This is a genomic window from Lysobacter sp. MMG2 (assembly GCF_016735495.2).
Lineage (GTDB): Bacteria > Pseudomonadota > Gammaproteobacteria > Xanthomonadales > Xanthomonadaceae > Lysobacter_J.
Genome location: NZ_JAERQY020000004.1, coordinates 344690 through 363629, shown reverse-complemented (window position 1 = coordinate 363629; position 18940 = coordinate 344690). Strand labels below are relative to the sequence as shown.

Annotated in this window: 15 protein-coding genes; 10 read left to right on the top strand and 5 right to left on the bottom strand. The window is 69.5% G+C overall.

All coding sequences use genetic code 11. The features are described 5' to 3' along the window. The 6 genes from JI752_RS16305 to JI752_RS16280 all read left to right on the top strand — a co-directional run bounded on the left by JI752_RS16305 (position 1) and on the right by JI752_RS16280 (position 6646). Positions 1-1095 carry a threonine dehydratase gene (locus tag JI752_RS16305; protein ID WP_216966044.1) on the top strand — a complete coding sequence of 365 codons (1095 nt, stop codon included), beginning with the start codon at positions 1-3 and terminating at the stop codon, positions 1093-1095. Beyond that, on the top strand, positions 1092-2669 hold the full coding sequence (locus JI752_RS16300; protein ID WP_216966042.1) for a 2-isopropylmalate synthase: 1578 nt from the start codon (positions 1092-1094) through the stop codon (positions 2667-2669). The genes JI752_RS16305 and JI752_RS16300 overlap by 4 nt, the downstream gene beginning before the upstream one ends. 70 nt (positions 2670-2739) lie before the next feature. After that, the gene (leuC, locus tag JI752_RS16295) at positions 2740-4185 is read left to right on the top strand and encodes a 3-isopropylmalate dehydratase large subunit (RefSeq protein ID WP_216966040.1); all 1446 of its coding nucleotides are present in this window, start codon (positions 2740-2742) and stop codon (positions 4183-4185) included. After that, positions 4185-4799: a 3-isopropylmalate dehydratase small subunit gene (leuD, locus tag JI752_RS16290; RefSeq protein WP_216966038.1), complete on the top strand. Its 615-nt coding sequence runs from the start codon at positions 4185-4187 to the stop codon at positions 4797-4799. Before leuC ends, leuD begins: the two co-directional genes overlap by 1 nt. Next, entirely contained in the window at positions 4789-5976 is a 1188-nt protein-coding gene (gene leuB, locus JI752_RS16285) for a 3-isopropylmalate dehydrogenase (RefSeq protein WP_216966036.1), read from the top strand. The genes leuD and leuB overlap by 11 nt, the downstream gene beginning before the upstream one ends. Positions 5977-6034: 58 nt before the next feature. After that, positions 6035-6646 carry a hypothetical protein gene (locus JI752_RS16280; protein WP_216966034.1) on the top strand — a complete coding sequence of 204 codons (612 nt, stop codon included), beginning with the start codon at positions 6035-6037 and terminating at the stop codon, positions 6644-6646. 46 nt (positions 6647-6692) lie between these two features. Here JI752_RS16280 and JI752_RS16275 read toward each other — a convergent pair whose 3' ends face one another. Both JI752_RS16275 and JI752_RS16270 read right to left on the bottom strand, forming a co-directional pair. After that, positions 6693-9857 (bottom strand): efflux RND transporter permease subunit, encoded by a 3165-nt coding sequence (locus JI752_RS16275; protein ID WP_216966032.1) that lies wholly within the window; start codon positions 9855-9857, stop codon positions 6693-6695. A 7-nt stretch (positions 9858-9864) separates the two neighbouring features. Beyond that, positions 9865-10998 (bottom strand): efflux RND transporter periplasmic adaptor subunit, encoded by a 1134-nt coding sequence (locus JI752_RS16270; protein WP_216966030.1) that lies wholly within the window; start codon positions 10996-10998, stop codon positions 9865-9867. Between the two features lie 171 nt (positions 10999-11169). Here JI752_RS16270 and JI752_RS16265 point away from each other — a divergent pair, with 171 nt between their 5' ends. The 3 genes from JI752_RS16265 (at position 11170) to JI752_RS16255 (ending at position 14079) form a co-directional block, all read left to right on the top strand. Beyond that, positions 11170-11802 carry a TetR/AcrR family transcriptional regulator gene (locus JI752_RS16265; protein WP_254201040.1) on the top strand — a complete coding sequence of 211 codons (633 nt, stop codon included), beginning with the start codon at positions 11170-11172 and terminating at the stop codon, positions 11800-11802. A 127-nt stretch (positions 11803-11929) separates the two neighbouring features. Continuing rightward, positions 11930-12586, top strand: coding sequence for a protein-L-isoaspartate O-methyltransferase (locus tag JI752_RS16260; RefSeq protein ID WP_216966026.1), 657 nt, complete (start codon positions 11930-11932; stop codon positions 12584-12586). 74 nt (positions 12587-12660) lie between these two features. Then, positions 12661-14079 (top strand): TolC family outer membrane protein, encoded by a 1419-nt coding sequence (locus JI752_RS16255; RefSeq protein WP_216966024.1) that lies wholly within the window; start codon positions 12661-12663, stop codon positions 14077-14079. Positions 14080-14161: 82 nt separating this feature from the next. Here the strand turns inward: JI752_RS16255 and waaA are convergent, their stop codons facing one another. After that, entirely contained in the window at positions 14162-15460 is a 1299-nt protein-coding gene (gene waaA, locus JI752_RS16250) for a lipid IV(A) 3-deoxy-D-manno-octulosonic acid transferase (protein ID WP_216966022.1), read from the bottom strand. 113 nt (positions 15461-15573) lie between these two features. Here waaA and lpxL point away from each other — a divergent pair, with 113 nt between their 5' ends. Beyond that, positions 15574-16506 carry an LpxL/LpxP family Kdo(2)-lipid IV(A) lauroyl/palmitoleoyl acyltransferase gene (gene lpxL / locus JI752_RS16245; RefSeq protein ID WP_254200962.1) on the top strand — a complete coding sequence of 311 codons (933 nt, stop codon included), beginning with the start codon at positions 15574-15576 and terminating at the stop codon, positions 16504-16506. Between the two features lie 15 nt (positions 16507-16521). On the opposite strand, the gene JI752_RS16240 is transcribed toward lpxL, so the two are convergent. Continuing rightward, positions 16522-17832: an O-antigen ligase gene (locus tag JI752_RS16240; protein WP_216966020.1), complete on the bottom strand. Its 1311-nt coding sequence runs from the start codon at positions 17830-17832 to the stop codon at positions 16522-16524. Continuing rightward, positions 17816-18940: a glycosyltransferase gene (locus JI752_RS16235; protein WP_216966018.1), complete on the bottom strand. Its 1125-nt coding sequence runs from the start codon at positions 18938-18940 to the stop codon at positions 17816-17818. The genes JI752_RS16240 and JI752_RS16235 overlap by 17 nt, the downstream gene beginning before the upstream one ends.

Genomic DNA, 18940 nt, shown 5'->3' with positions numbered 1-18940 from the left:
ATGGACGGCGACGTAGTCACCGACGTACGCACAGACGCGACCGTCACCGCCGCCGACGTGTTGGCAGCGCAGGCCCGCCTGCGCCGCTACCTGTCGGCAACGCCACTGCACCACGCCGAGCGCTTCGGCTGCTGGCTGAAGCTGGAGAACCTGCAACGCACCGGTTCGTACAAGGTGCGCGGCGCCCTGAATGCACTGCTGGCCGCGCGCGAGCGCGGCGACCATCGCCCCGTGATCGCCGCCTCCGCCGGCAATCATGCGCAAGGATTGGCGTGGGCCGCCTACCGCCTGGGTGTCAACGCCATCACCGTGATGCCGCGCGGCGCGCCGCAGACCAAGATCGCCGGCGTGTCGCACTGGGGCGCGACCGTGCGCCTGCACGGCGATTCGTACGACGAAGCCAAGGCGTTCGCGGCCGAACTCGCCGCACAGAACGGCTACCGCGTGCTGTCGGCCTTCGACGATCCCGACGTGATCGCCGGCCAGGGCACCGTCGGCCTGGAACTGGCCGCGCTCGCGCCCGACGTGGTACTGGTACCGATCGGCGGCGGCGGCCTCGCCTCCGGCGTCGCCCTCGCGTTGAAGTCGCAGGGCGTGCGCGTGATCGGTGCGCAGGTCGAAGGCGTCGACGCGATGGCACGCGCACTGCGCGGCGATCGGACCCTGCGCGATCCCGCGGCCACGCTGGCCGACGGCGTGCGGGTGAAGGAACCCGGCCAGCTCACGCAGCGCCTGCTCGCGGAACTGCTCGACGACGTCATCGTCGTGCGCGAGGCCGAACTGCGCGAAACCCTGGTGCGCCTCGCGCTGGAGGAGCACGTCATCGCCGAAGGCGCCGGCGCGCTCGCGCTCGCGGCCGGGCGGCGCATTGCCGGCAAGCGCAAGTGCGCCGTCGTCTCCGGCGGCAACCTCGACGCGGGCGTGCTCGCGCAGTTGCTGTCGGACGTGCGCCCGCGCGCGCCGCGCCGTCCGCGCCGCCGCCATCGTGAACAGGCCGCCGCCCTGGAGCCGGCCATCGCCACCCTGAACCCCATCCCGTCCACCACGCCCCGCGCCGCCGCCATCGCGCGCGTCCACGAGGAGCTCTACGCATGAACGACCCCGCATCGCGAGTACGCATTTTCGACACGAGCCTGCGCGACGGCGAGCAATCGCCCGGTTGCAGCATGACCGCGCCGCAGAAGCTTCGCTTCGCGCACGCGCTTGCCGAGCTCGGTGTCGATGTGATCGAGGCGGGATTCCCGGCCAGTTCGGAAGCCGACATGGACGCCGTGCGCGCCATCGCGCGTGAAGTGCGCGGCGCCACGGTGGCGACGCTGGCGCGCTGCCATGCCGGCGACATCGAAGCCTGCTCGCGTGCGCTGGAGCACGCCGTGCATCCGCGCATCCACGTCTTCATCTCCACCAGCCCGCTGCACCGCGAGCACAAGCTCGGCCTGGACCGCGCGCAGGTGCTCGAACGCGCCGTGATGGGTGTGCAGCTTGCCAGGAAGTACGCCGACGACGTGGAGTTCTCCGCCGAGGATGCGTTGCGCACCGAGCCGGACTTCCTGGCCGAAGTCTGCGTCGCGGCCGTCGCCGCCGGCGCACGCACGCTGAACATCCCCGACACCGTCGGCTACACGACGCCGAGCGAGATCCGCGCCCTGTTCGAGTACCTGTGCGCGGCGGTCCGCGAGTCAGGTGCCTCCGGCGCGGAGCAGGTGGTCTTCAGTGCGCACTGCCACAACGACCTGGGACTGGCGGTGGCGAACTCGCTGGCCGCCATCGAGGGCGGTGCGCGCCAGGTGGAATGCACGATCAACGGCATCGGCGAGCGCGCCGGCAATTGCGCGCTGGAAGAACTGGTGATGGCGCTGCGCGTGCGCGGCGAGTACTACGGCGCGCATACGCGCATCGACACGCGCCGGCTGGTGCCGACCTCGCGCCTGCTCTCGCGCATCACCGGCATGGCCGTGCAGCGCAACAAGGCGGTCGTGGGGCAGAACGCGTTCGCGCACGAATCGGGCATCCACCAGCACGGCATGCTCAAGCATCGCGGCACGTACGAGATCATGCGGCCGGAGGACGTGGGCTGGGCGCAGTCGCAGATGGTGATGGGCCGCCACAGCGGCCGCGCCGCGCTGAGCGACCGCCTGCAGACGCTGGGCTTCGCGCTGGACGAAGCGCAGCTCAACTCGGTGTTCGCCGGCTTCAAGTCGCTGGCCGAGAAGAAGCGCGAAGTGTTCGATGCGGATCTGGAAGCGCTGGTGCTCGGCGCCGACGCACGCATGGCGCGCGGGCATCGCCTGACGCGCTTCCACGTCAGCACCGGTGTCGCGCAGGACAGCCTGCCCACCGCCAGCGTGCAGCTGGTCGATGCGGACGGCGCGACGGTGAGCGAGGCCGCGGTCGGCGACGGGCCGGTGCACGCATTGTTCGCCGCGCTCGCACGCGCCACCGGCATCGCGCTGGAGATCGACAGCTACCAGGTGTCCAGCGTCACCACCGGCGACGATGCGCAGGGACAGGCGCAGATCATCGCGCGCGTGGAAGGACGCGAGCTCACCGGCTCGGGCACCAGCACCGACATCCTCGAAGCGAGCGCGCTCGCATGGCTGGACATCGCCAACCGTGTGCAGCGCAAGCGCGCACAGACGCCACAGACGCGCACCGCCGCGATCGCCTGAACCCACCGCGCCCCGTTCCGCAGGAGCGGGGCCATGCCAGACGCCAGGAAGACCCAAGCCAGTGGCCCACATGACCCACCCACCCCGCACCCTCTTCGACAAACTCTGGGACGCGCACATCGTCACGCCCGAGACCGACACCGCGCCCGCGATCCTGTACATCGATCTGCACCTGATCCACGAGGTCACCTCGCCGCAGGCATTCGCTGAACTCGAACTGCGCGGCCTGCCGGTGCGGCGCCCCGGCCGCACGAAAGGCACGCTGGACCATTCCACGCCGACGCTGCCGGTCGACGCGGCCGGCCAGCGTCCCTACGTCAACGCCGAAGCGCGCGCCCAGGTCGAAACGCTGCGCGGCAACTGCACGCGCTTTGGCGTGGAGTTGTTCGACTACGACAGCCCGCAGCGCGGCATCGTGCACGTGATGGGGCCGGAACTCGGCCTCACCCAGCCGGGCCAGACCATCGTCTGCGGCGACAGCCACACCGCCACGCACGGCGCGTTCGGCGCTCTGGCCTTCGGCATCGGCACCAGTGAAGTCGGCCACGTCCTGGCCACGCAGTGCCTGCTGCAACGCCGGCCGAAGACGCTGGCCATCACCATCGACGGCGAACTCGGGCCGGGCGTCGGCGCGAAGGACCTGATCCTGCACGTGATCGGCGTGATCGGCGTCAACGGCGGCACCGGCCATGTCATCGAGTACCGCGGCTCGGCCATCCGTTCGCTGTCGATGGAGCAGCGCATGACGGTGTGCAACATGTCGATCGAGGCCGGCGCGCGCGCGGGCCTGATCGCACCGGATGACGTGACCTTCGATTACCTGCGCGGACGTCCCCGCGCGCCGCAGGGCAGCGCGTTCGATGAAGCCGTGGCGCGCTGGGCGCAGCTGCGCAGCGACGAGGGCGCGCGCTTCGATCGCGAAGTGACCATCGACGCGCGCGACATCCAGCCGACCGTCACCTGGGGCACGCATCCGGGCCAGGTCGCCGCGATCAGCGCCAACGTTCCGGCGAACGACGACGGCGACGAAGCCAAGGCGCGCGAGTACATGGGCTGGCAGGCCGGCGCGCCGCTGGCGGGACGCGCGGTGGACGTGGTGTTCGTCGGCAGTTGCACGAACTCGCGCCTGTCCGACCTGCGCGAAGCGGCGAACGTACTGCGCGGCCGGCGCGTGCATCCGCGCGTGCGCATGCTGGTCGTGCCCGGCTCGGAGCAGGTCAAGCGCGAGGCCGAGCGCGAAGGCATCGACCTCATCGTGCGCGAGGCCGGCGCGGAATGGCGCGAGCCTGGCTGTTCCATGTGCATCGCCATGAACGGCGACATCGTCGGTCCGGGACAGCTGGCCGTGTCCACCAGCAATCGCAATTTCGAAGGACGCCAGGGCAAGGGCGCGCGCACCGTGCTCGCCTCGCCGGCCACCGCGGCCGCCTGCGCGGTCGCCGGCGAGATCACCGATCCGCGCCCCTATCTCACCACCGCACCGGCGCCGGTCGCCGCCGAACTGGAGACCGCGTGATGCAGCCGCTTACCGAGGTCGTCTCGCGCACGGTCGTGCTGCGCGAGCGCAACATAGACACCGACCAGATCATCCCCGCCCGCTTCCTCACCACCACCGAGCGCAAGGGGCTGGGCAAGCACGCGTTCAACGACTGGCGCCTGCTCGCCGACGGCACGCCGAACCCGGCCTTCCCGTTCAACCGCACGGACAACATCGGCGCACGCATCCTCGTCGCGGGCCGCAATTTCGGCTGCGGCTCTTCGCGCGAACACGCGCCGTGGGCGCTCACCGACCTGGGGCTGCGTGCGGTCATCAGCGCCGAGATCGCCGACATCTTCCGAAGCAACGCGCTCAAGAACGGCCTGCTTCCGATCGTGCTGGAGGAGTCCGTCGTCGATGCGCTTCTCGACCAGCCCGGCGTGGAACTGAGGATCGACGTGGCGCAGCGCAGCGTCACGCTGCCGGACGGTCGCCGCGTGCACTTCCCGCTGGACGCGTTCGCGCAGACCTGCCTGCTGGATGGCGTGGACCAGCTGGGCTATCTGCTGAAGCAGAACGACGCGATCACCCGTTTCGAAACCTCGCGCCATGAACAACAACGCCAGGACCAGGAGTTCCAACATGCAAGCTGAGATCGTCGTGCTGCCGGGCGACGGCATCGGCCCGGAAGTCACCGCCGCGGCGGTGCAGGTGCTGCGTGCCGTGGGCAAACGCTACGGCCATTCGTTCCATTTCAACGAGAAGCTCATTGGCGGTGCCGCCATCGACGCGACCGGCGAGCCGCTGCCGGCCGACACGCTGGACGCCGCGCGGCGTGCGGATGCCGTGCTGCTCGGCGCCGTCGGCGGGCCGAAGTGGTCCGACCCGGGCGCGAAGGTTCGCCCGGAACAGGGCCTACTGGCGATCCGCAAGGCGCTGGGCCTGTACGCGAACCTGCGTCCGGTGAAGCCGCACCAGGCCGCGCTCGGCGCCTCGCCGATCAAACCGCACCTGCTCACCGGCGTGGACCTGCTGGTGGTGCGCGAACTCACCGGCGGCATCTACTTCGGCCAGAAGCAGCGCGCGGCCGACCGCGCGAGCGACCTGTGCGAGTACACCGTCGCGGAGATCGAACGTACCGTGCGTCGCGCCTGCACGCTGGCGCGCACGCGACGCGGCCACGTCACGTCGGTGGACAAGGCCAACGTGCTGGAGACCTCGCGGCTGTGGCGCGAAGTCGCCACGCGCGTGGTGCGCGACGAGTTCCCCGAGATCACGCTCGAGCACCAGCTGGTCGACTCGATGGCGATGCACCTGCTCGCCAAGCCGCGCGAGTACGACGTGATCGTCACCGAGAACATGTTCGGCGACATCCTCACCGACGAGGCCTCGATGCTGGCGGGCTCGCTGGGGTTGCTGCCGTCGGCGTCCTTGGGCGAAGCAGTGCGCTCTGCTCGCAGCACTGCTGAGCACCCGGCCACGGATGGCCGGGCCGGGGCATCCGCAAGCCCATCGCGTGACGCCATGGACGGCACCTCGAGGATGATCGGCCTGTACGAGCCCATCCACGGATCGGCCCCCGACATCGCCGGACGCGGCATCGCCAATCCGTACGCGACGATCCTGAGTACGGCGATGCTGCTGCGCCATTCGCTGAATCTGGAATCGGAAGCGCGCTGCGTGGAGAAGGCAGTGGACGGCGCGCTCGCCGCAGGCGTGTTCACGGCCGACCTGGCGCCGGCCGGGCGCGGCGTGTCCACGCAAGCGGCCACGGCGGCGGTGCTGGAGCAGCTCGAATTGGAATGCCAGCCCGTGGTGATGCGCGATTGAGGGCGATACCCGGCGTCGCATTGCGCGGCGCACGGGCTTCGGGCTAGCGTGTGCGCCCATGAGCACACGTCCAGCCCTGCTGATCGCACTGTCCTGCTGCCTCGCCGCCTGCACCTCCACGCCGGAGGCTTCGTCGGACGTGGCGCCGCAGGATGCCTTCTTCCAGAGCGTGGCCGCGCTATGCGGCCAGGCTTTCGCCGGTCGCGTCGAAGTGGACCGGCCCGCAACACCCGGCGATCCCTTCGCCGGCAAGCCGCTGATCATGCACGTGCGCGAATGCAGCGGCGACACGATCCGCATCCCGTTCTATGTCGGCGGCGACCGCTCGCGCACCTGGGTATTGACGCGCACAGCGACGGGCCTTCGGCTCAAGCACGACCATCGCCACGAAGACGGCACCGAGGACGCGTTGAGCCAGTACGGCGGCGACACCGTCGACGCGGGAACGGCGCAGCGCCAGGAATTCCCGGCGGACGCGGCGTCGAAAGCGCTGTTCGAACGCGAGAAGCGCGCGACCTCCGTCGCCAACGTCTGGGCGATGGAGGTCGAACCGCAGGATCATTTCGTCTACGAACTGGCGCGGCCGGGCCGCGAGTTCCGGGTCAGTTTCGACCTCAAGCACCCCATCCCGGCCCCGCCTCCGCCGTGGGGCGGCACGCCCAAGCACTAAAACGAAAGGGCGCTGCAAGGCGCCCTTTCGCCGTGCCGGCCCGCGATCACGCCGCCTGCGGCGGCTTCACGCGGAACCACGCCGCGTACAGCGCCGGCAGGAACAGCAGCGTCAGGAACGTCGCCACCGTCAGTCCGCCCATGATCGCCACCGCCATCGGGCCGAAGAAGGCGCTGCGCGAAAGCGGGATCATCGCCAGGATCGCGGCGAGTGCGGTCAGCACGATGGGCCGGAAGCGGCGCACGGTCGCTTCCACGATCGCCTGCCACGGCGCCGCGCCTTCACCGATGTCGTGCTCGATCTGGTCCACCAGGATCACCGAATTGCGCATGATCATGCCCGCCAGCGCGATCGTGCCCAGCATCGCCACGAAGCCGAACGGCACGCGGAACACCAGCAGGAACAGCGTCACGCCGATCAAGCCCAGCGGCGCGGTCAGCAGCACCATGAAGCTGCGCGAGAAGCTGCGCAGCTGCAGCATCAGCAGCGTGAACACCACGAACACGAACAGCGGCATGCCGGCGTTGATCGACTTCTGACCGCGCGCGGAATCCTCCACGCTGCCGCCGATGTCGATCGAATAGCCGTACGGCAGCTGCGCGCGCAACGCGTCCAGCGTCGGCGAGATCTGCGCGGTCACGGTGGCCGGCTGCGTGCCGTCGTAGATGTCGGCGCGCACGGTCATCGTCGGCTGGCGATCGCGATGCCAGATGATGCCTTCCTCGAAGCCGTAATCGAGCGTGGCGATCTGCGTCAGCGGCACGCTCTTGCCGCTCTCGGTCGGCACCATCAGGCTGCCGAGCATTTCCAGGCGCAGACGTTCTTCCTCCGGGCCGCGCAGGAGCATCTCGATCAGCTCGTTGCCTTCGCGGTAGGTGCTGATGTGCGAACCCGACAGCGAGCTCGACAGGAACTGCGACAGCCGCGCCGAGCTCACGCCCAGCGCGCGTGCGCGCTCCTGGTCCACGACCAGGCGCACGACCTTGTTCGGCTCGTCCCAGTCGAGGTTGACGTTCACCACGTGCGGGTTCTCGCGGATCTTCTCGCGCGCCTGGTAGGCGATGCGGCGCACCTGGTCGATGTGCTCGCCCGACACGCGGAACTGCACCGGATAGCCCACCGGCGGTCCGTTCTCCAGTCGCGTCACACGCATCTGCAGCTCGGGGAAACGCTGGAAGACATCGTCGATCAGCCACTGGCGGATCGTCTCGCGCGACTCCAGGTCCTTCGGCGTCAGCACGAACTGGGCGAAGTTCGCCGCGGGCAGCTGCTGGTCCAGCGGCAGGTAGTAACGCGGCGAACCGGTGCCGACGTAGGCGACGAAGTTCGCCAGATCCTTGCGTTCCTTGAGGATCTTCTCGAAGCGCTGCGCCTGTTCGGTGGTCGCGCGCAGCGAGCTGCCTTCGGCCAGTTCCATGTCGACCATCAGTTCAGGACGCGTGGAATCCGGGAAGAACTGCTGCGGCACGAAGCGGAACATGAAGATCGACGCGACGAATGCCGCCACGGTGATGCCGATCACCAGCCAGCGCCGGCGCACACAGAACGTCACCCATTGGCGGAAGTGCACGTAGAACTTCGTCGCGTAGGGATCGTGGGCGTGGCCGTCGATCGGCGGCTTGGGCGCGATGTAATCGTGCAGTGCCGGGAAACGGCTGGCGATGCGCTCGCGGAAAGCGTGCCAACGATGCGGAATCGAGCCGGGCTTCATCGGCTTGGCCGCATGACCGTAATCGGGCAGCAGCTTGTCGCCCAGGTACGGGATGAAGGCAACGGCCGCCACCCACGACACCAGCAGCGCGATCGTCACCACTTCGAACAGCGAACGCGTGTACTCGCCGGTGCTCGACTTCGCCGTGGCGATCGGCAGGAAGCCGGCCGCCGTGATGAGCGTGCCGGTGAGCATCGGGAACGCGGTGGAATCCCACGCAAATGCCGCGGCCTTCAGTCGGCTGAATCCCTGCTCCATCTTGATGGCCATCATCTCCACCGCGATGATCGCGTCGTCCACGAGCAGGCCCAGCGCCAGCACCAGCGCGCCCAGCGAGATCTTGTGCAGGCCCACGCCGAACAGGTCCATCACGGCGAAGGTCATCGCCAGCACCAGCGGGATCGACAGCGCGACGACAAAGCCCGTGCGCAGGCCGAGCGAGAAGAAGCTCACCAGCAGCACGATGGCGACGGCTTCGGACAGCACGCGGATGAACTCGCCGACCGATTCGGTCACGGCCGCGGGCTGGTCGGCGACCTTGCGCAGTTCCATGCCGGCCGGCAGCGTCTTCTGCAGGTTGGCGAACTCCACCTCCAGCCGCTTGCCGAGCTTGAGGATGTCGCCGCCCTCCTTCATCGCCACGCCGATGCCGATCGCGTCCTCGCCCATGAAGCGCATGCGCGGCGCCGGCGGGTCGGAGAAGCCGCGCTTCACATCGGCCACGTCGGCCAGACGGAACGTGCGGTCGCCCACGCGGATCGGGAACTCGCGGATCTCCTCGACCGACTTGAACTTGCCGCCCACGCGCAGCGCGACGCGCGTGCTGCCGGTTTCGAAGAATCCGGCCGGCACCATCGCGTTCTGTTCGTCCAGCGCCTGCTGCACGGCAGCGGCCGGAACACCGAGGGTCGCGAGCTTCACGTTCGACAGCTCGACCCAGACCTTCTCGTCCTGCACGCCGAACAGCTCGATCTTGCCCACGTCGGGCTGCTTCTGCAGTTGCAGCTGCACGCGCTCGGCGTAGTCCTTGAGCACGGCGTAGTCGAAACCCTTGCCGGTGAGCGCGTAGATGTTGCCGAAGGTGTCGCCGAACTCGTCGTTGAAGAACGGGCCGACGATGTCGCCCGGCAGCGTCGGCCGGATGTCGCCGATCTTCTTGCGCACCTGGTACCACAGCGGCTGGATGTCCTTCGAACGCAGCGAGTCCTTCGCGACGAAGATCACCTGCGATTCGCCTGCGCGCGAGTACGAGCGGATGAACTCGTACTGGCCGGTCTCCATCAGCTTCTTTTCGATGCGCTCGGTGACCTGGCGCGAGACTTCCTCGGCGGTCGCGCCCGGCCAGATCGTGCGGATCACCATCGCCTTGAAGGTGAAGGCCGGGTCCTCGCTGCGGCCCAGGCGCAGGTACGAGAACGTACCGGCGATCGCCATCACCAGCATCGCGTAGACGATCAGGCTGCGGTGGCGCAGCGCCCATTCGGAGAGGTTGAAGCGCATGCGGGCCTCAGCGCTCGGCGGCGGCGGCGACCGCGCCGGCGACCGGACGGTTGTCGCGATCGACCGGCTGCACTTTCTGCCCGTCACGCAGCAGATGGCCACCGGCGGCGACGACCCAGTCGTTGGCGTCCATGCCGGCCTTCACCGGCACGCGGTTCTCGCCGTACACGCCGATCTGCACCGGACGCAGCCTGACCGTGGAGGTCTTCATGTCGACGACGAACACCGAAGCCTTGCCGTTCTCGCGCTGCAGGGCGGCGATCGGCACGCTCAATCCGCCGTTGCCGTTGGTGGGCAGGTAGACGCGTGCGCTCTGGCCCAGTTCGATCGCACCGGCCGGCGCATCGACGGTGACGCGCGCGGCGAAGGTGCGCGATGCGGGATCGGCGGCGGGCGAGATCTCGCGGATCCGGCCGTTCCAGCGGCGGCCCGGCTGTGACCAGGCCTCGACCTGCACCGGCTGCCCCGCGCGGACGTTGGCGACCATGCCTTCCGGCAGCGCGAAGGCCACCTCGCGCACGCCATCGGCGGCCAGCGTGAACACCGATTGCCCGGCCGCGACCACCTGGCCGGCTTCGGCCTGGCGCCCGGCGATCACGCCATCGCGCGTGGCACGCAGTTGAGAATAGGCGGCCTGGTTACGCGCGACGTCGAGTTCGGCACGCGCGGCGTTGACCTGGCCCTGCGCGGCGGTGGCGGCGGCATTCTGCGCGTCGAGCGTGGACTTGCTCACCAGTTGCTCGCCGGCGAGTTTGGCGAAGCGGGCCTGGTCGGCGCGGGCACGGCCGAGTTCAGCTTCGGCGGCCGCGAGCTGCGCCTGTGCGGCGCGGGCCTGCGCCTGCAGATCGCCGGGATCGAGGGTCGCCAGCACCTGGCCGGCGCGCACGTGATCGCCGACATCGACATTGCGCTGTACGAGCTTGCCGCCGACGCGGAACGAGAGCGGGCTCTCTTCGCGGGCACGGACATCACCGGCAAACGCGGTGGCGGTGTGATCCGAGGCGACCGGATGGGTCACCAGTACGGGCCTGGGGGCTTCTTCGACAGCGCCTCCGCGCCCGCAGGCGCCGAGCAGCAAGGGAAGGAGTCCGGCCAGCGTCCATGCACTCAGGCGGAACGCAGCGGGGGAAGAACTGCGCATTGCGGGGGTCCCTGCGGTTAATTAATGTACCTGTGGGTACTGTATAAATATCAAACTCATTAGTCTAGTATTGCCAGCATGCCTGTTTCTCGCCAGCCCGCCGCGCCCCGCTCGGGCGCCGCCAGTCCGCCGAAGGCCCCCAAAGCGGCCGGCCCCGGCCGCCCGAAGGACATGGGCAAGCGCGCCGCCATCCTGGAGGCGGCGAAAAGAATGTTTACTCAGCATGGATTCGACGGCGCGAGCATGGACCAGATCGCCGCCGAAGCCGGCGTTTCCAAGCTGACCGTCTACAGCCACTTCGGCGACAAGGACGCGTTGTTCCTCGCCGCGGTGGAGTCGCACTGCGACCTGTCCCTGCCGTCCTCGCTGTTTGAACCCTCGCCCGACATGCCCCTGCGCGAACGGTTGATGGAGATCGCCCAGGCGTTCTATTCCATGGTGACCGCGCCGGAAGCCGTCGCCGGGCACCGCATGCTGTGCTCGCCGCAGATGGCCAATTCCGGCCTGCCCAAGCTGTTCTGGGAAGCCGGTCCGCTGCGCGTGCAGGGAGATTTCGCTGCGCTGCTGGAGCGACGCATCGCGGCCGGGGAGCTCGACATCCAGGACGTGCCGCGTGCGGCCGGCCAATTCTTCAGCCTGCTCAAGGGCGAACCGCATTCCTGTCTGGTGTTCGGCGGCCCCGGGCCCGGCGAGGAGGAAATCCGGGCGCACCTGGCCTCGGCAGTGGACCTGTTCCTGCGCGCCTATCAGGTCCGTGATCGCGCGCCCGAACACGCGGCGCCGGCGAGCCGGTCGCGGCGATGACATCCGTCTCGGTTACTTCTGGCACTCAGTCTGCATGGGGCGCAACGCCATCCTGTGCGCCGCGCCCGTGACGGCCGGTAGTGGCATTCCCGGTACAATTCGCGGTCTTCCGCGCGAGAAACACCCGATGAACCCCATGGATTACAACAAGGCACGCGAGTTGATGGTCGAGCAGCAGGTACGTCCCTGGGACGTGCTCGATCCGCGCGTGCTCGACGTGATGGCGACGTTGCCGCGCGAGGCCTTCCTCCCGCAGGAGCACCGCAACCTGGCCTACGCCGACCTGGCGTTGCCGGTGGGCCACGGCGAGTTCGCCATCAAGCCGGTGGTCCAGGGCCGTGCGCTGCAGGCGCTGGCGCTGGATCCCTCGGACGAAGTGCTGGTCATCGGCGATGGCAGCGGCTACCTCACCGCCTGCGCCGGCCGCCTGGCGCGCGAAGTCGTCGCGCTGGAGCGCCATGCCGATCTGGCCAAGGCCACCGTCGCCTCGCTGTCGGAGCAGGGCGTGGACAATGCCCAGGTGATCGTCGCCGACGCGCTGACCTGGATCACCGATCGCCGCTTCAGCGCGATCCTGGTCGCCGGTGCCGTCGACACGATCCCGCAGCGTTTCATCGACTGGCTCCAGCCCGACGGCCGCCTGTTCGCGGTGCGCGGCCGTTCGCCGGCGATGGAAGCGGTGCTGGTGCGCAACGATGTCAACGCTCCGCGCATCCAATCGTTGTTCGAAACCTATCTTCCCTACCTCGCCGGTGCGGCCCCCGCCCCGACGTTCAAGTTCTGACGCGATACCCCCATACGCCTGCCTGACGTACGCGGGCGGCTCCATAAGAACGCCAAAACGGATAAGGACCTCGCATGATCCGCCGCCCGCTCGTCATCGCCCTCGCTGCAGCCGTGAGCCTGTCGGCCCTGTTGCCGGCCACGGCCTCCGCCGAAGACCTCCTGCAGACCTATGAGCTGGCACGCCAGGCCGACCCGCAACTCGCGGCCGCCGAATCCAACCGCCTGGCGGTCAAGGAAGGCGCGGTGCAGACGCGTGCGGCGATGCTGCCGCAGCTCGATGGCAACGCCCAGATCACCAAGGGTCGCAGCTACAGCCGGGGCAATACTTCGATCAATGCAGACGGCTCGATCAACACCGGCGACAGCGACACGGAAAGCACCACGCGCAGCACCGGCGTGAACCTGAGCCAGATGGTCTACGACCGCGGCAACTTCACCCGCCACAAGAGTGCCAAGGCGCTGAGCCAGGCCGCGGACTTCCAGCTCGCCGCCTCGGGCAACGACCTGACCACCCGCACCTCGGCCGCGTACTTCAACGTGCTGATCGCGCTGGAATCGCTGGCCGCCGCCGAAGCCGCGGAAACCGCGCTGAAGAAGCAGTTCGACTACGCCTCCAAGCGACTGGAAGTCGGCCTGGCGCCGATCACCGACGTGCACGAAGCCCGCGCCCAGTACGACAGCGCGCGCGCCAACACGATCCTGGCCCGCAACGCCGTCGAGGATTCCTACCAGGCGCTGGCCGAAATCACCGGCCAGGAGATCCGCAACATCAAGGGTCTGCCGAAGGACTACCAGCCCGCGATGCCGGAAGCGACCGGCGTCGAGAACTGGGTGACGACCGCGATCGAGAACAATCCCGCGCTGCGTGCCAAGGACCTGCAGGTGCAGTCCACCGAGGCCGACGTCGAAACCGCCCGCGCCGGCCATTGGCCGCGCCTGTACCTCAACGGTTCGTATGGCGACAGCGAGACCTGGGGCGAGCGCACCGTGCTCGACACCACGCGCGATATCGACGGCCGCAACTTCGGTCCGTCGGTCGGCCTGACCCTGTCGGTGCCGATCTTCTCCGGTGGCGCCGTGCAGTCCGGCGTGCGCCAGGCGCTGGCCCGCCGCGATGTCGCACAGGACGAGCTGGAGCAGCAGAAGCGCGCCCTGGTCCGCAACACGCGCAACGCCTACCAGACGCTGGTGGCGAGCATCAGCGAAGTCGAGGCTCGACGCCTCGCGCTGGTGTCCGCACAGGCCGCGTACGACGCCTCGCAGGTCGGCCTGGAAGTCGGTACGCGCACCGTGCTGGACGTCCTGCAGAACCAGAACAACCTCTTCGCCGCGCAGCTCAATTTCGCCCGCGCGCGCTACAACCACCTGCAGAGCCGCCTGCTGCTGGAGCAGGCCGCCGGCACGCTCGACATCGCCGACGTGCAGGACGTGAATCGCCTGCTCACCGTCGACACCGAAGCGCAGCTGCGCCCGGGCGACGTGCCGGGCTGATCTCGCCGGGCCAACACGGCACCGACGCTGCGACGAAACACAGAAAACCGCCGGCCCACCGGCGGTTTTCTGTTTCAGGGGATCAGGCCGGCGGCGGCGGCAGCAGCGGCTGCAACAGTTGAAGCGTGCGCGCCAGCGCGCCCCGTCCGGTTTCCACCAGCGCGCGGCCGGCGGTGGTCATGCGCTCACGCAACTGCGGATCGCCGAGCAACTCCGCCAGCGCCTGTTCGACACGCTCCGCGTCGGGCACCACGCGTAATGCGCCCGCGTCTTCCAGACGCTGGGCGATCTCGACGAAGTTATGCAGGTGCGGGCCGGTGACGATCGCGGTGCCGGTCGCCGCCGGTTCGAGCAGGTTATGTCCGCCGATCGCCTGCAGACTGCCGCCGACGAACGCCACGTCGGCGCAGGCGTAGAAACTCATCAGTTCGCCCAGCGTGTCGATGACGAACACCGCGTCGTCCGCTTGCGGCCACTGCTGGCGCGAGCGCGTGGACACCGACCAGCCCGATGCACGCGCGGCGTCGGCGACGGTGCGGAAACGTTCCGGATGGCGTGGCGCCCACAGCATCAGCAGGTCGGGAAACTTCGCGCGCAACTGACGGTGGATGGCGATGACCGCCGGCTCTTCGTCCTCGTGCGTGCTCGCCGCGATCCACACCGGGCGCGAACCGCAGTGCGTGCGGCATCGTGCGGCGAAACCGGCCAGGTCTTCGGGCACGGCGACGTCGAACTTGAGGTTGCCGACCTCGAGCACCTGCTCCGGCCGCGCGCCCAGGCGCACGAAGCGCTCGCCGTCCGCGCGCGACTGCGCGGCGACGGTGCGCACGGTGCGTAGCGCGCGCGCCACCAGCGGCGCGAGCACGCGGTAGCCGCGCAGCGAGCGCTCCGACAACCGCGCATTGAGGATCACCGCGGGAATGCCCGCATCACGGCAGCCGAACAACAGGCTCGGCCACAGTTCGGTTTCCATGATCAGCGCGGCGTGGGGGCGGTAGTGCGCGAGGAAGCGTCCGACCGCGCCGGGCAGGTCGTACGGCAGGTAGACGTGTTCGACCGCATCGCCCCACAGCGCCTGCACGCGTTCGGAGCCGGTGGGGGTGATGGTGGTGACGAGCAGGCGCAGGTCCGGCCGCGCACGGCGCAACGCGTTGACCAGCGGCACGGCGGCGTTGACCTCGCCCACCGACACCGCGTGCACCCACAGCGTGCGCATCGCCGGCGTGTCGCCGTAGAAGGCATAGCGCTCCTGCCAGCGCAGGAAATACGCCGGTTGGCGAAGGCCACGCCAGATCAGGTGATAGACCGTGATGGGTGCCAACAGATAGAGGGCGACCGAATACAGGCCGCGCAGCAGGCGCTCGATGGTGTCCGTCGGCATCGGCACTAGGATAGCGAAGCCCGTGACGAGCGGGCGAAGAGATCGCGCGATGCGCACGGCCGATGCCGGCCTTGCGTCTACTGCGCGCGGGCGTCGGCCCGTAGAATCGCGTCATGCCCAAGGCAGTCGAGTCCCCCACCACGCCACCTTCGCCACCGTTCGGCCCGCGCCACTGGCCGATGTGGTTCGCGCTGGGCGTGATGTGCGTGGGCGCAAGCCTCCCCTGGCCGGTGCAACGCGGGCTTGGCCGGATGATCGGCGCGGTCGCGTTGCGCGTGGCCGGTGCTCGACGTCGCGCGGCGCAGATCAACCTGGCGCTGTGCTTTCCCGAAATGACACCGGGCGAACGCGAACGGCTCCTGCGCGAAAGCTTCCGCGACCTAGGCATCGGCTTCTTCGAATTCGCCCGCGCATGGTGGGGTTCGGTCGAGCCGATGCGGCGCACGGTGCGCATCGAGGGCCTGGAGCAACTCGATGCGATCCGCGCGGAGGGCCGCGGCGTGCTGATGGTCTCGGGCCACTTCATGACGCTGGAGATCTGCGGCCGCCTGATGTGCGACCACCTGCCGCTCACCGGCATGTACCGCCGCCACCGCAGCCCGGTGATGGAATGGGCGGTCAAGCGCGGCCGCCTGCGCTATGCCAAGGCGATGTTCACCAACGACGAGATCCGCCCGGCCATCCGCCACCTCAAGCAAGGCGGCTTCCTGTGGTATGCGCCGGACCAGGACATGCGCGGCAAGGACACGGTGTTCGCGCCGTTCTTCGGCGTGCCGGCGGCGACGATCACCGCCACGCACCAGTTCTCGCGCCTGAGCGGCTGCGCCGTGGTGCCGTTCTTCCATCGCCGCGAAGGTGCGCACTACGTGCTGCGCGTGGGCGCCCCGCTGGCGGAGTTCCCGTCCAGCGACGCGGCCGTGGACAGCGCGCGCGTCAACGCGGCGATCGAGGCGATGGTGCGCGAAGCACCGACGCAGTACCTGTGGATCCACCGCCGCTTCAAGCGCCGGCCGCCGGGAATGAGCTCGCCCTACGCCAAGCCCTGAGGCGTCAGTAAGCCCTCATTCCCGCGCGAGCAGGCTGCCCGCGTACAGCGCCGCAAGCAGCAGCGTCAGCCCGCCCCAGAACGTCGAATAGAACGCCAGGTGCGTGTTGAACGGGAAGATGGTGACCACCAGTGCCCACATCGCCGGCCGCGCGCGCTCGCGCGCCGTTTCGTCGGCGAAACGCCATGCACGCCAGGCCAGCGCAACGCCGGCCAGCCACATCAGCATGCCGAACGCGCCCGTCTCGCTGAGGATTTCCAGCACGATCTGGTGCGCATGCAGCGCCGGGCCCACGCCCCAGATGGCGCGCTCGCCCGGCTCCGGATCGCAGGCCGGGAAGGCCTCGCGGAAGCCGCGCGCGCCGACGCCGTTGAACGGGTGCTCGCGCACCATGCAGCCGGCGGCGCTCCAGATGCGCGCGCGTCCCGACAGCGCGCTGTCCACGCCCTCCACGTCCGCGGTGAGCGCGTGCGCGGTGCGCGTGAAGCGATCGCGCACCTGCGGCACGCTGATGCTCAGCGTGCCCACCGCGATCGCACCGATGGCGAACACGCCGATCAGCTTCTTCCACCCCACCAGGCGCCAGCCCGACAGCACCAGCGCGACGGCATAGGTGATCCATGAAGCGCGCGAACCGGCCAGCACCAGCACCACGCCCACCGCCGCCGCGGCCAGCAGCCAACCGACCGTGCCCAGACGCCGTCCGCCGGCGAACAAGAGGAAGGGCGACAGGCTGGCCAGCACCTGCCCGAGCTTCAGGTTGCACGGCCCCAGCACACCGCTGAGGCGGTCGGCGCCGGCGACTTCCTGCGGCGTGCACATGCCGTGGCCGCTGATGGCGCGCTTGATGGCGTCGATCCCGGAGAACAGCGGGCTCGATCCGCTCACCGCCTGTGCCAGCGCATCGAGCGTCCAGATGCCGACGATGATCGCCAGGCCGCCGAAGGTGATGCGCCGGCCGCGCGGATCGGCCACCGCCGAGGCGACCAGCCACAGGAAGGGCAGGTAGCGCAGATCGACCAGCGCTTCGCGCAGCGCGCGTGCCGGATCGATGGCGTCGATGGCGGAGACCAGTTCCGGCGTCCAGTACGCGAAGAACAGCACGCTGGTCAGCGCCCAGGCCGGATTGCTCAGCAATTGCGCGCCGCCGCGGAAACGCGACAGCGCCAGGTGCACGATCGCCGCCAGCGCGCCGAGCACGAGCACACCTTCGGCATAGCCCGGCGCCGGCCACAGCGCGACGTAGGCCAGGATCCACGCCGGCGCCCAGCGCCAGCCGCGCACGCGCCGACCGGCCGGCGGCGTGGCGTCAGCGGCGGGGTTCATCGACGAGCTCGGCGTAGACGGCAAGCGTGGCCTCCTGCATGTCGCGCAAGGAATGCGGAATCGTAGCCGGCGTGGCGACGGGATGCGTAAGAAGTTCGTAGCCGCCACGGTGCAGCGCGTCGATGTCGAACGGCGCCACCGCGCCTGCCGGTTGCCATTGCGCGAGCAGTTCGCCCACACCGCCATGCGCCCAGCCCAGCACCGGACGACCGACCGACCACGCCTCCAGCACCGTACGGCCGAACGCCTCGGGCTTGCGCGAGAGCTGCAACACCAGGTCGCTGGCGGCGTAGGCGCGTGCGATGGCGTCGGTCGGTGCGGTGAAGGCCACCGCGTCGGCGACGTGGAAGGTGTCGGCCTCGCGCTCGAGCTCGGCGATGTAGGCCTCGCGTCCCGGCTCGCGCGCACCGGGCAGCCACAGCCGCGCATCGAGCCCGTCCGCGCGCAGCCGCGCCAGCAGCACGAGTGCATCGGCGTGCCCCTTCAGGCGCGTGCCGCGGCCGGGCAGGAGCAGCAGCGGTCCGTCGCCGCCCAGCGCGGGATGCAGGCCCGCGGCCCAGGCGCGCGCATCGCGATCGGGCATCGGCGCGCGCGGAAAGGTGCGCGGATCGATGCCGCGCGGGATCACGCGCAAGATCGAAGGATCGGTCGCAGGGTACTGGCGCAGCACGTACTCACGCACGGTCTGCGACACGCAGATCACGCGCTCGCCGTGGGTCATCACCGCGCTGTAGCGCGACGGCGAGTTGAGCCCATGCACCGTCGTGACCCAGCGCGGCCGCGTCGCCTTGGGCAGGCTGCGCAGCGCCAACTCACCGACCCACGCCGGCAGGCGCGAGCGCGCATGCACGATGTCCACGCCTTCGCGCACGAACAATGCGCGCAGCGCGAGCGCATGGCGGAAGGTCAGCGGAGATTTGCGTCCCAGATCGAGGGCCACGTGCTCCGCGCCCAGGTCGACCAGGCGCGGCACCAGCCTTCCGGCCCTGGAGACGACGATCGCGCGATGGCCGGCCTCGACCAGCGCCTGGGCGATCTCAAGCGTCGAACGTTCGACGCCGCCCGAGTGCAGGGCCGGCAGCAGCTGGACGACGGTCAGCCGGCGCAT

Excerpts from the sequence above, each read along its gene's own strand:
- JI752_RS16305 (WP_216966044.1), top strand. The coding sequence starts at position 1 with ATGGACGGCGACGTAGTCACCGACGTACGCACAGACGCGACCGTCACC.
- JI752_RS16300 (WP_216966042.1), top strand. The coding sequence starts at position 1,092 with ATGAACGACCCCGCATCGCGAGTACGCATTTTCGACACGAGCCTGCGC.
- leuC (WP_216966040.1), top strand. The coding sequence starts at position 2,740 with ATGACCCACCCACCCCGCACCCTCTTCGACAAACTCTGGGACGCGCAC.
- leuD (WP_216966038.1), top strand. The coding sequence starts at position 4,185 with ATGCAGCCGCTTACCGAGGTCGTCTCGCGCACGGTCGTGCTGCGCGAG.
- leuB (WP_216966036.1), top strand. The coding sequence starts at position 4,789 with ATGCAAGCTGAGATCGTCGTGCTGCCGGGCGACGGCATCGGCCCGGAA.
- JI752_RS16280 (WP_216966034.1), top strand. The coding sequence starts at position 6,035 with ATGAGCACACGTCCAGCCCTGCTGATCGCACTGTCCTGCTGCCTCGCC.
- JI752_RS16275 (WP_216966032.1), bottom strand. The coding sequence starts at position 9,857 with ATGCGCTTCAACCTCTCCGAATGGGCGCTGCGCCACCGCAGCCTGATC.
- JI752_RS16270 (WP_216966030.1), bottom strand. The coding sequence starts at position 10,998 with ATGCGCAGTTCTTCCCCCGCTGCGTTCCGCCTGAGTGCATGGACGCTG.
- JI752_RS16265 (WP_254201040.1), top strand. The coding sequence starts at position 11,170 with ATGGGCAAGCGCGCCGCCATCCTGGAGGCGGCGAAAAGAATGTTTACT.
- JI752_RS16260 (WP_216966026.1), top strand. The coding sequence starts at position 11,930 with ATGAACCCCATGGATTACAACAAGGCACGCGAGTTGATGGTCGAGCAG.
- JI752_RS16255 (WP_216966024.1), top strand. The coding sequence starts at position 12,661 with ATGATCCGCCGCCCGCTCGTCATCGCCCTCGCTGCAGCCGTGAGCCTG.
- waaA (WP_216966022.1), bottom strand. The coding sequence starts at position 15,460 with ATGCCGACGGACACCATCGAGCGCCTGCTGCGCGGCCTGTATTCGGTC.
- lpxL (WP_254200962.1), top strand. The coding sequence starts at position 15,574 with ATGCCCAAGGCAGTCGAGTCCCCCACCACGCCACCTTCGCCACCGTTC.
- JI752_RS16240 (WP_216966020.1), bottom strand. The coding sequence starts at position 17,832 with ATGAACCCCGCCGCTGACGCCACGCCGCCGGCCGGTCGGCGCGTGCGC.
- JI752_RS16235 (WP_216966018.1), bottom strand. The coding sequence starts at position 18,940 with ATGCGCCGGCTGACCGTCGTCCAGCTGCTGCCGGCCCTGCACTCGGGC.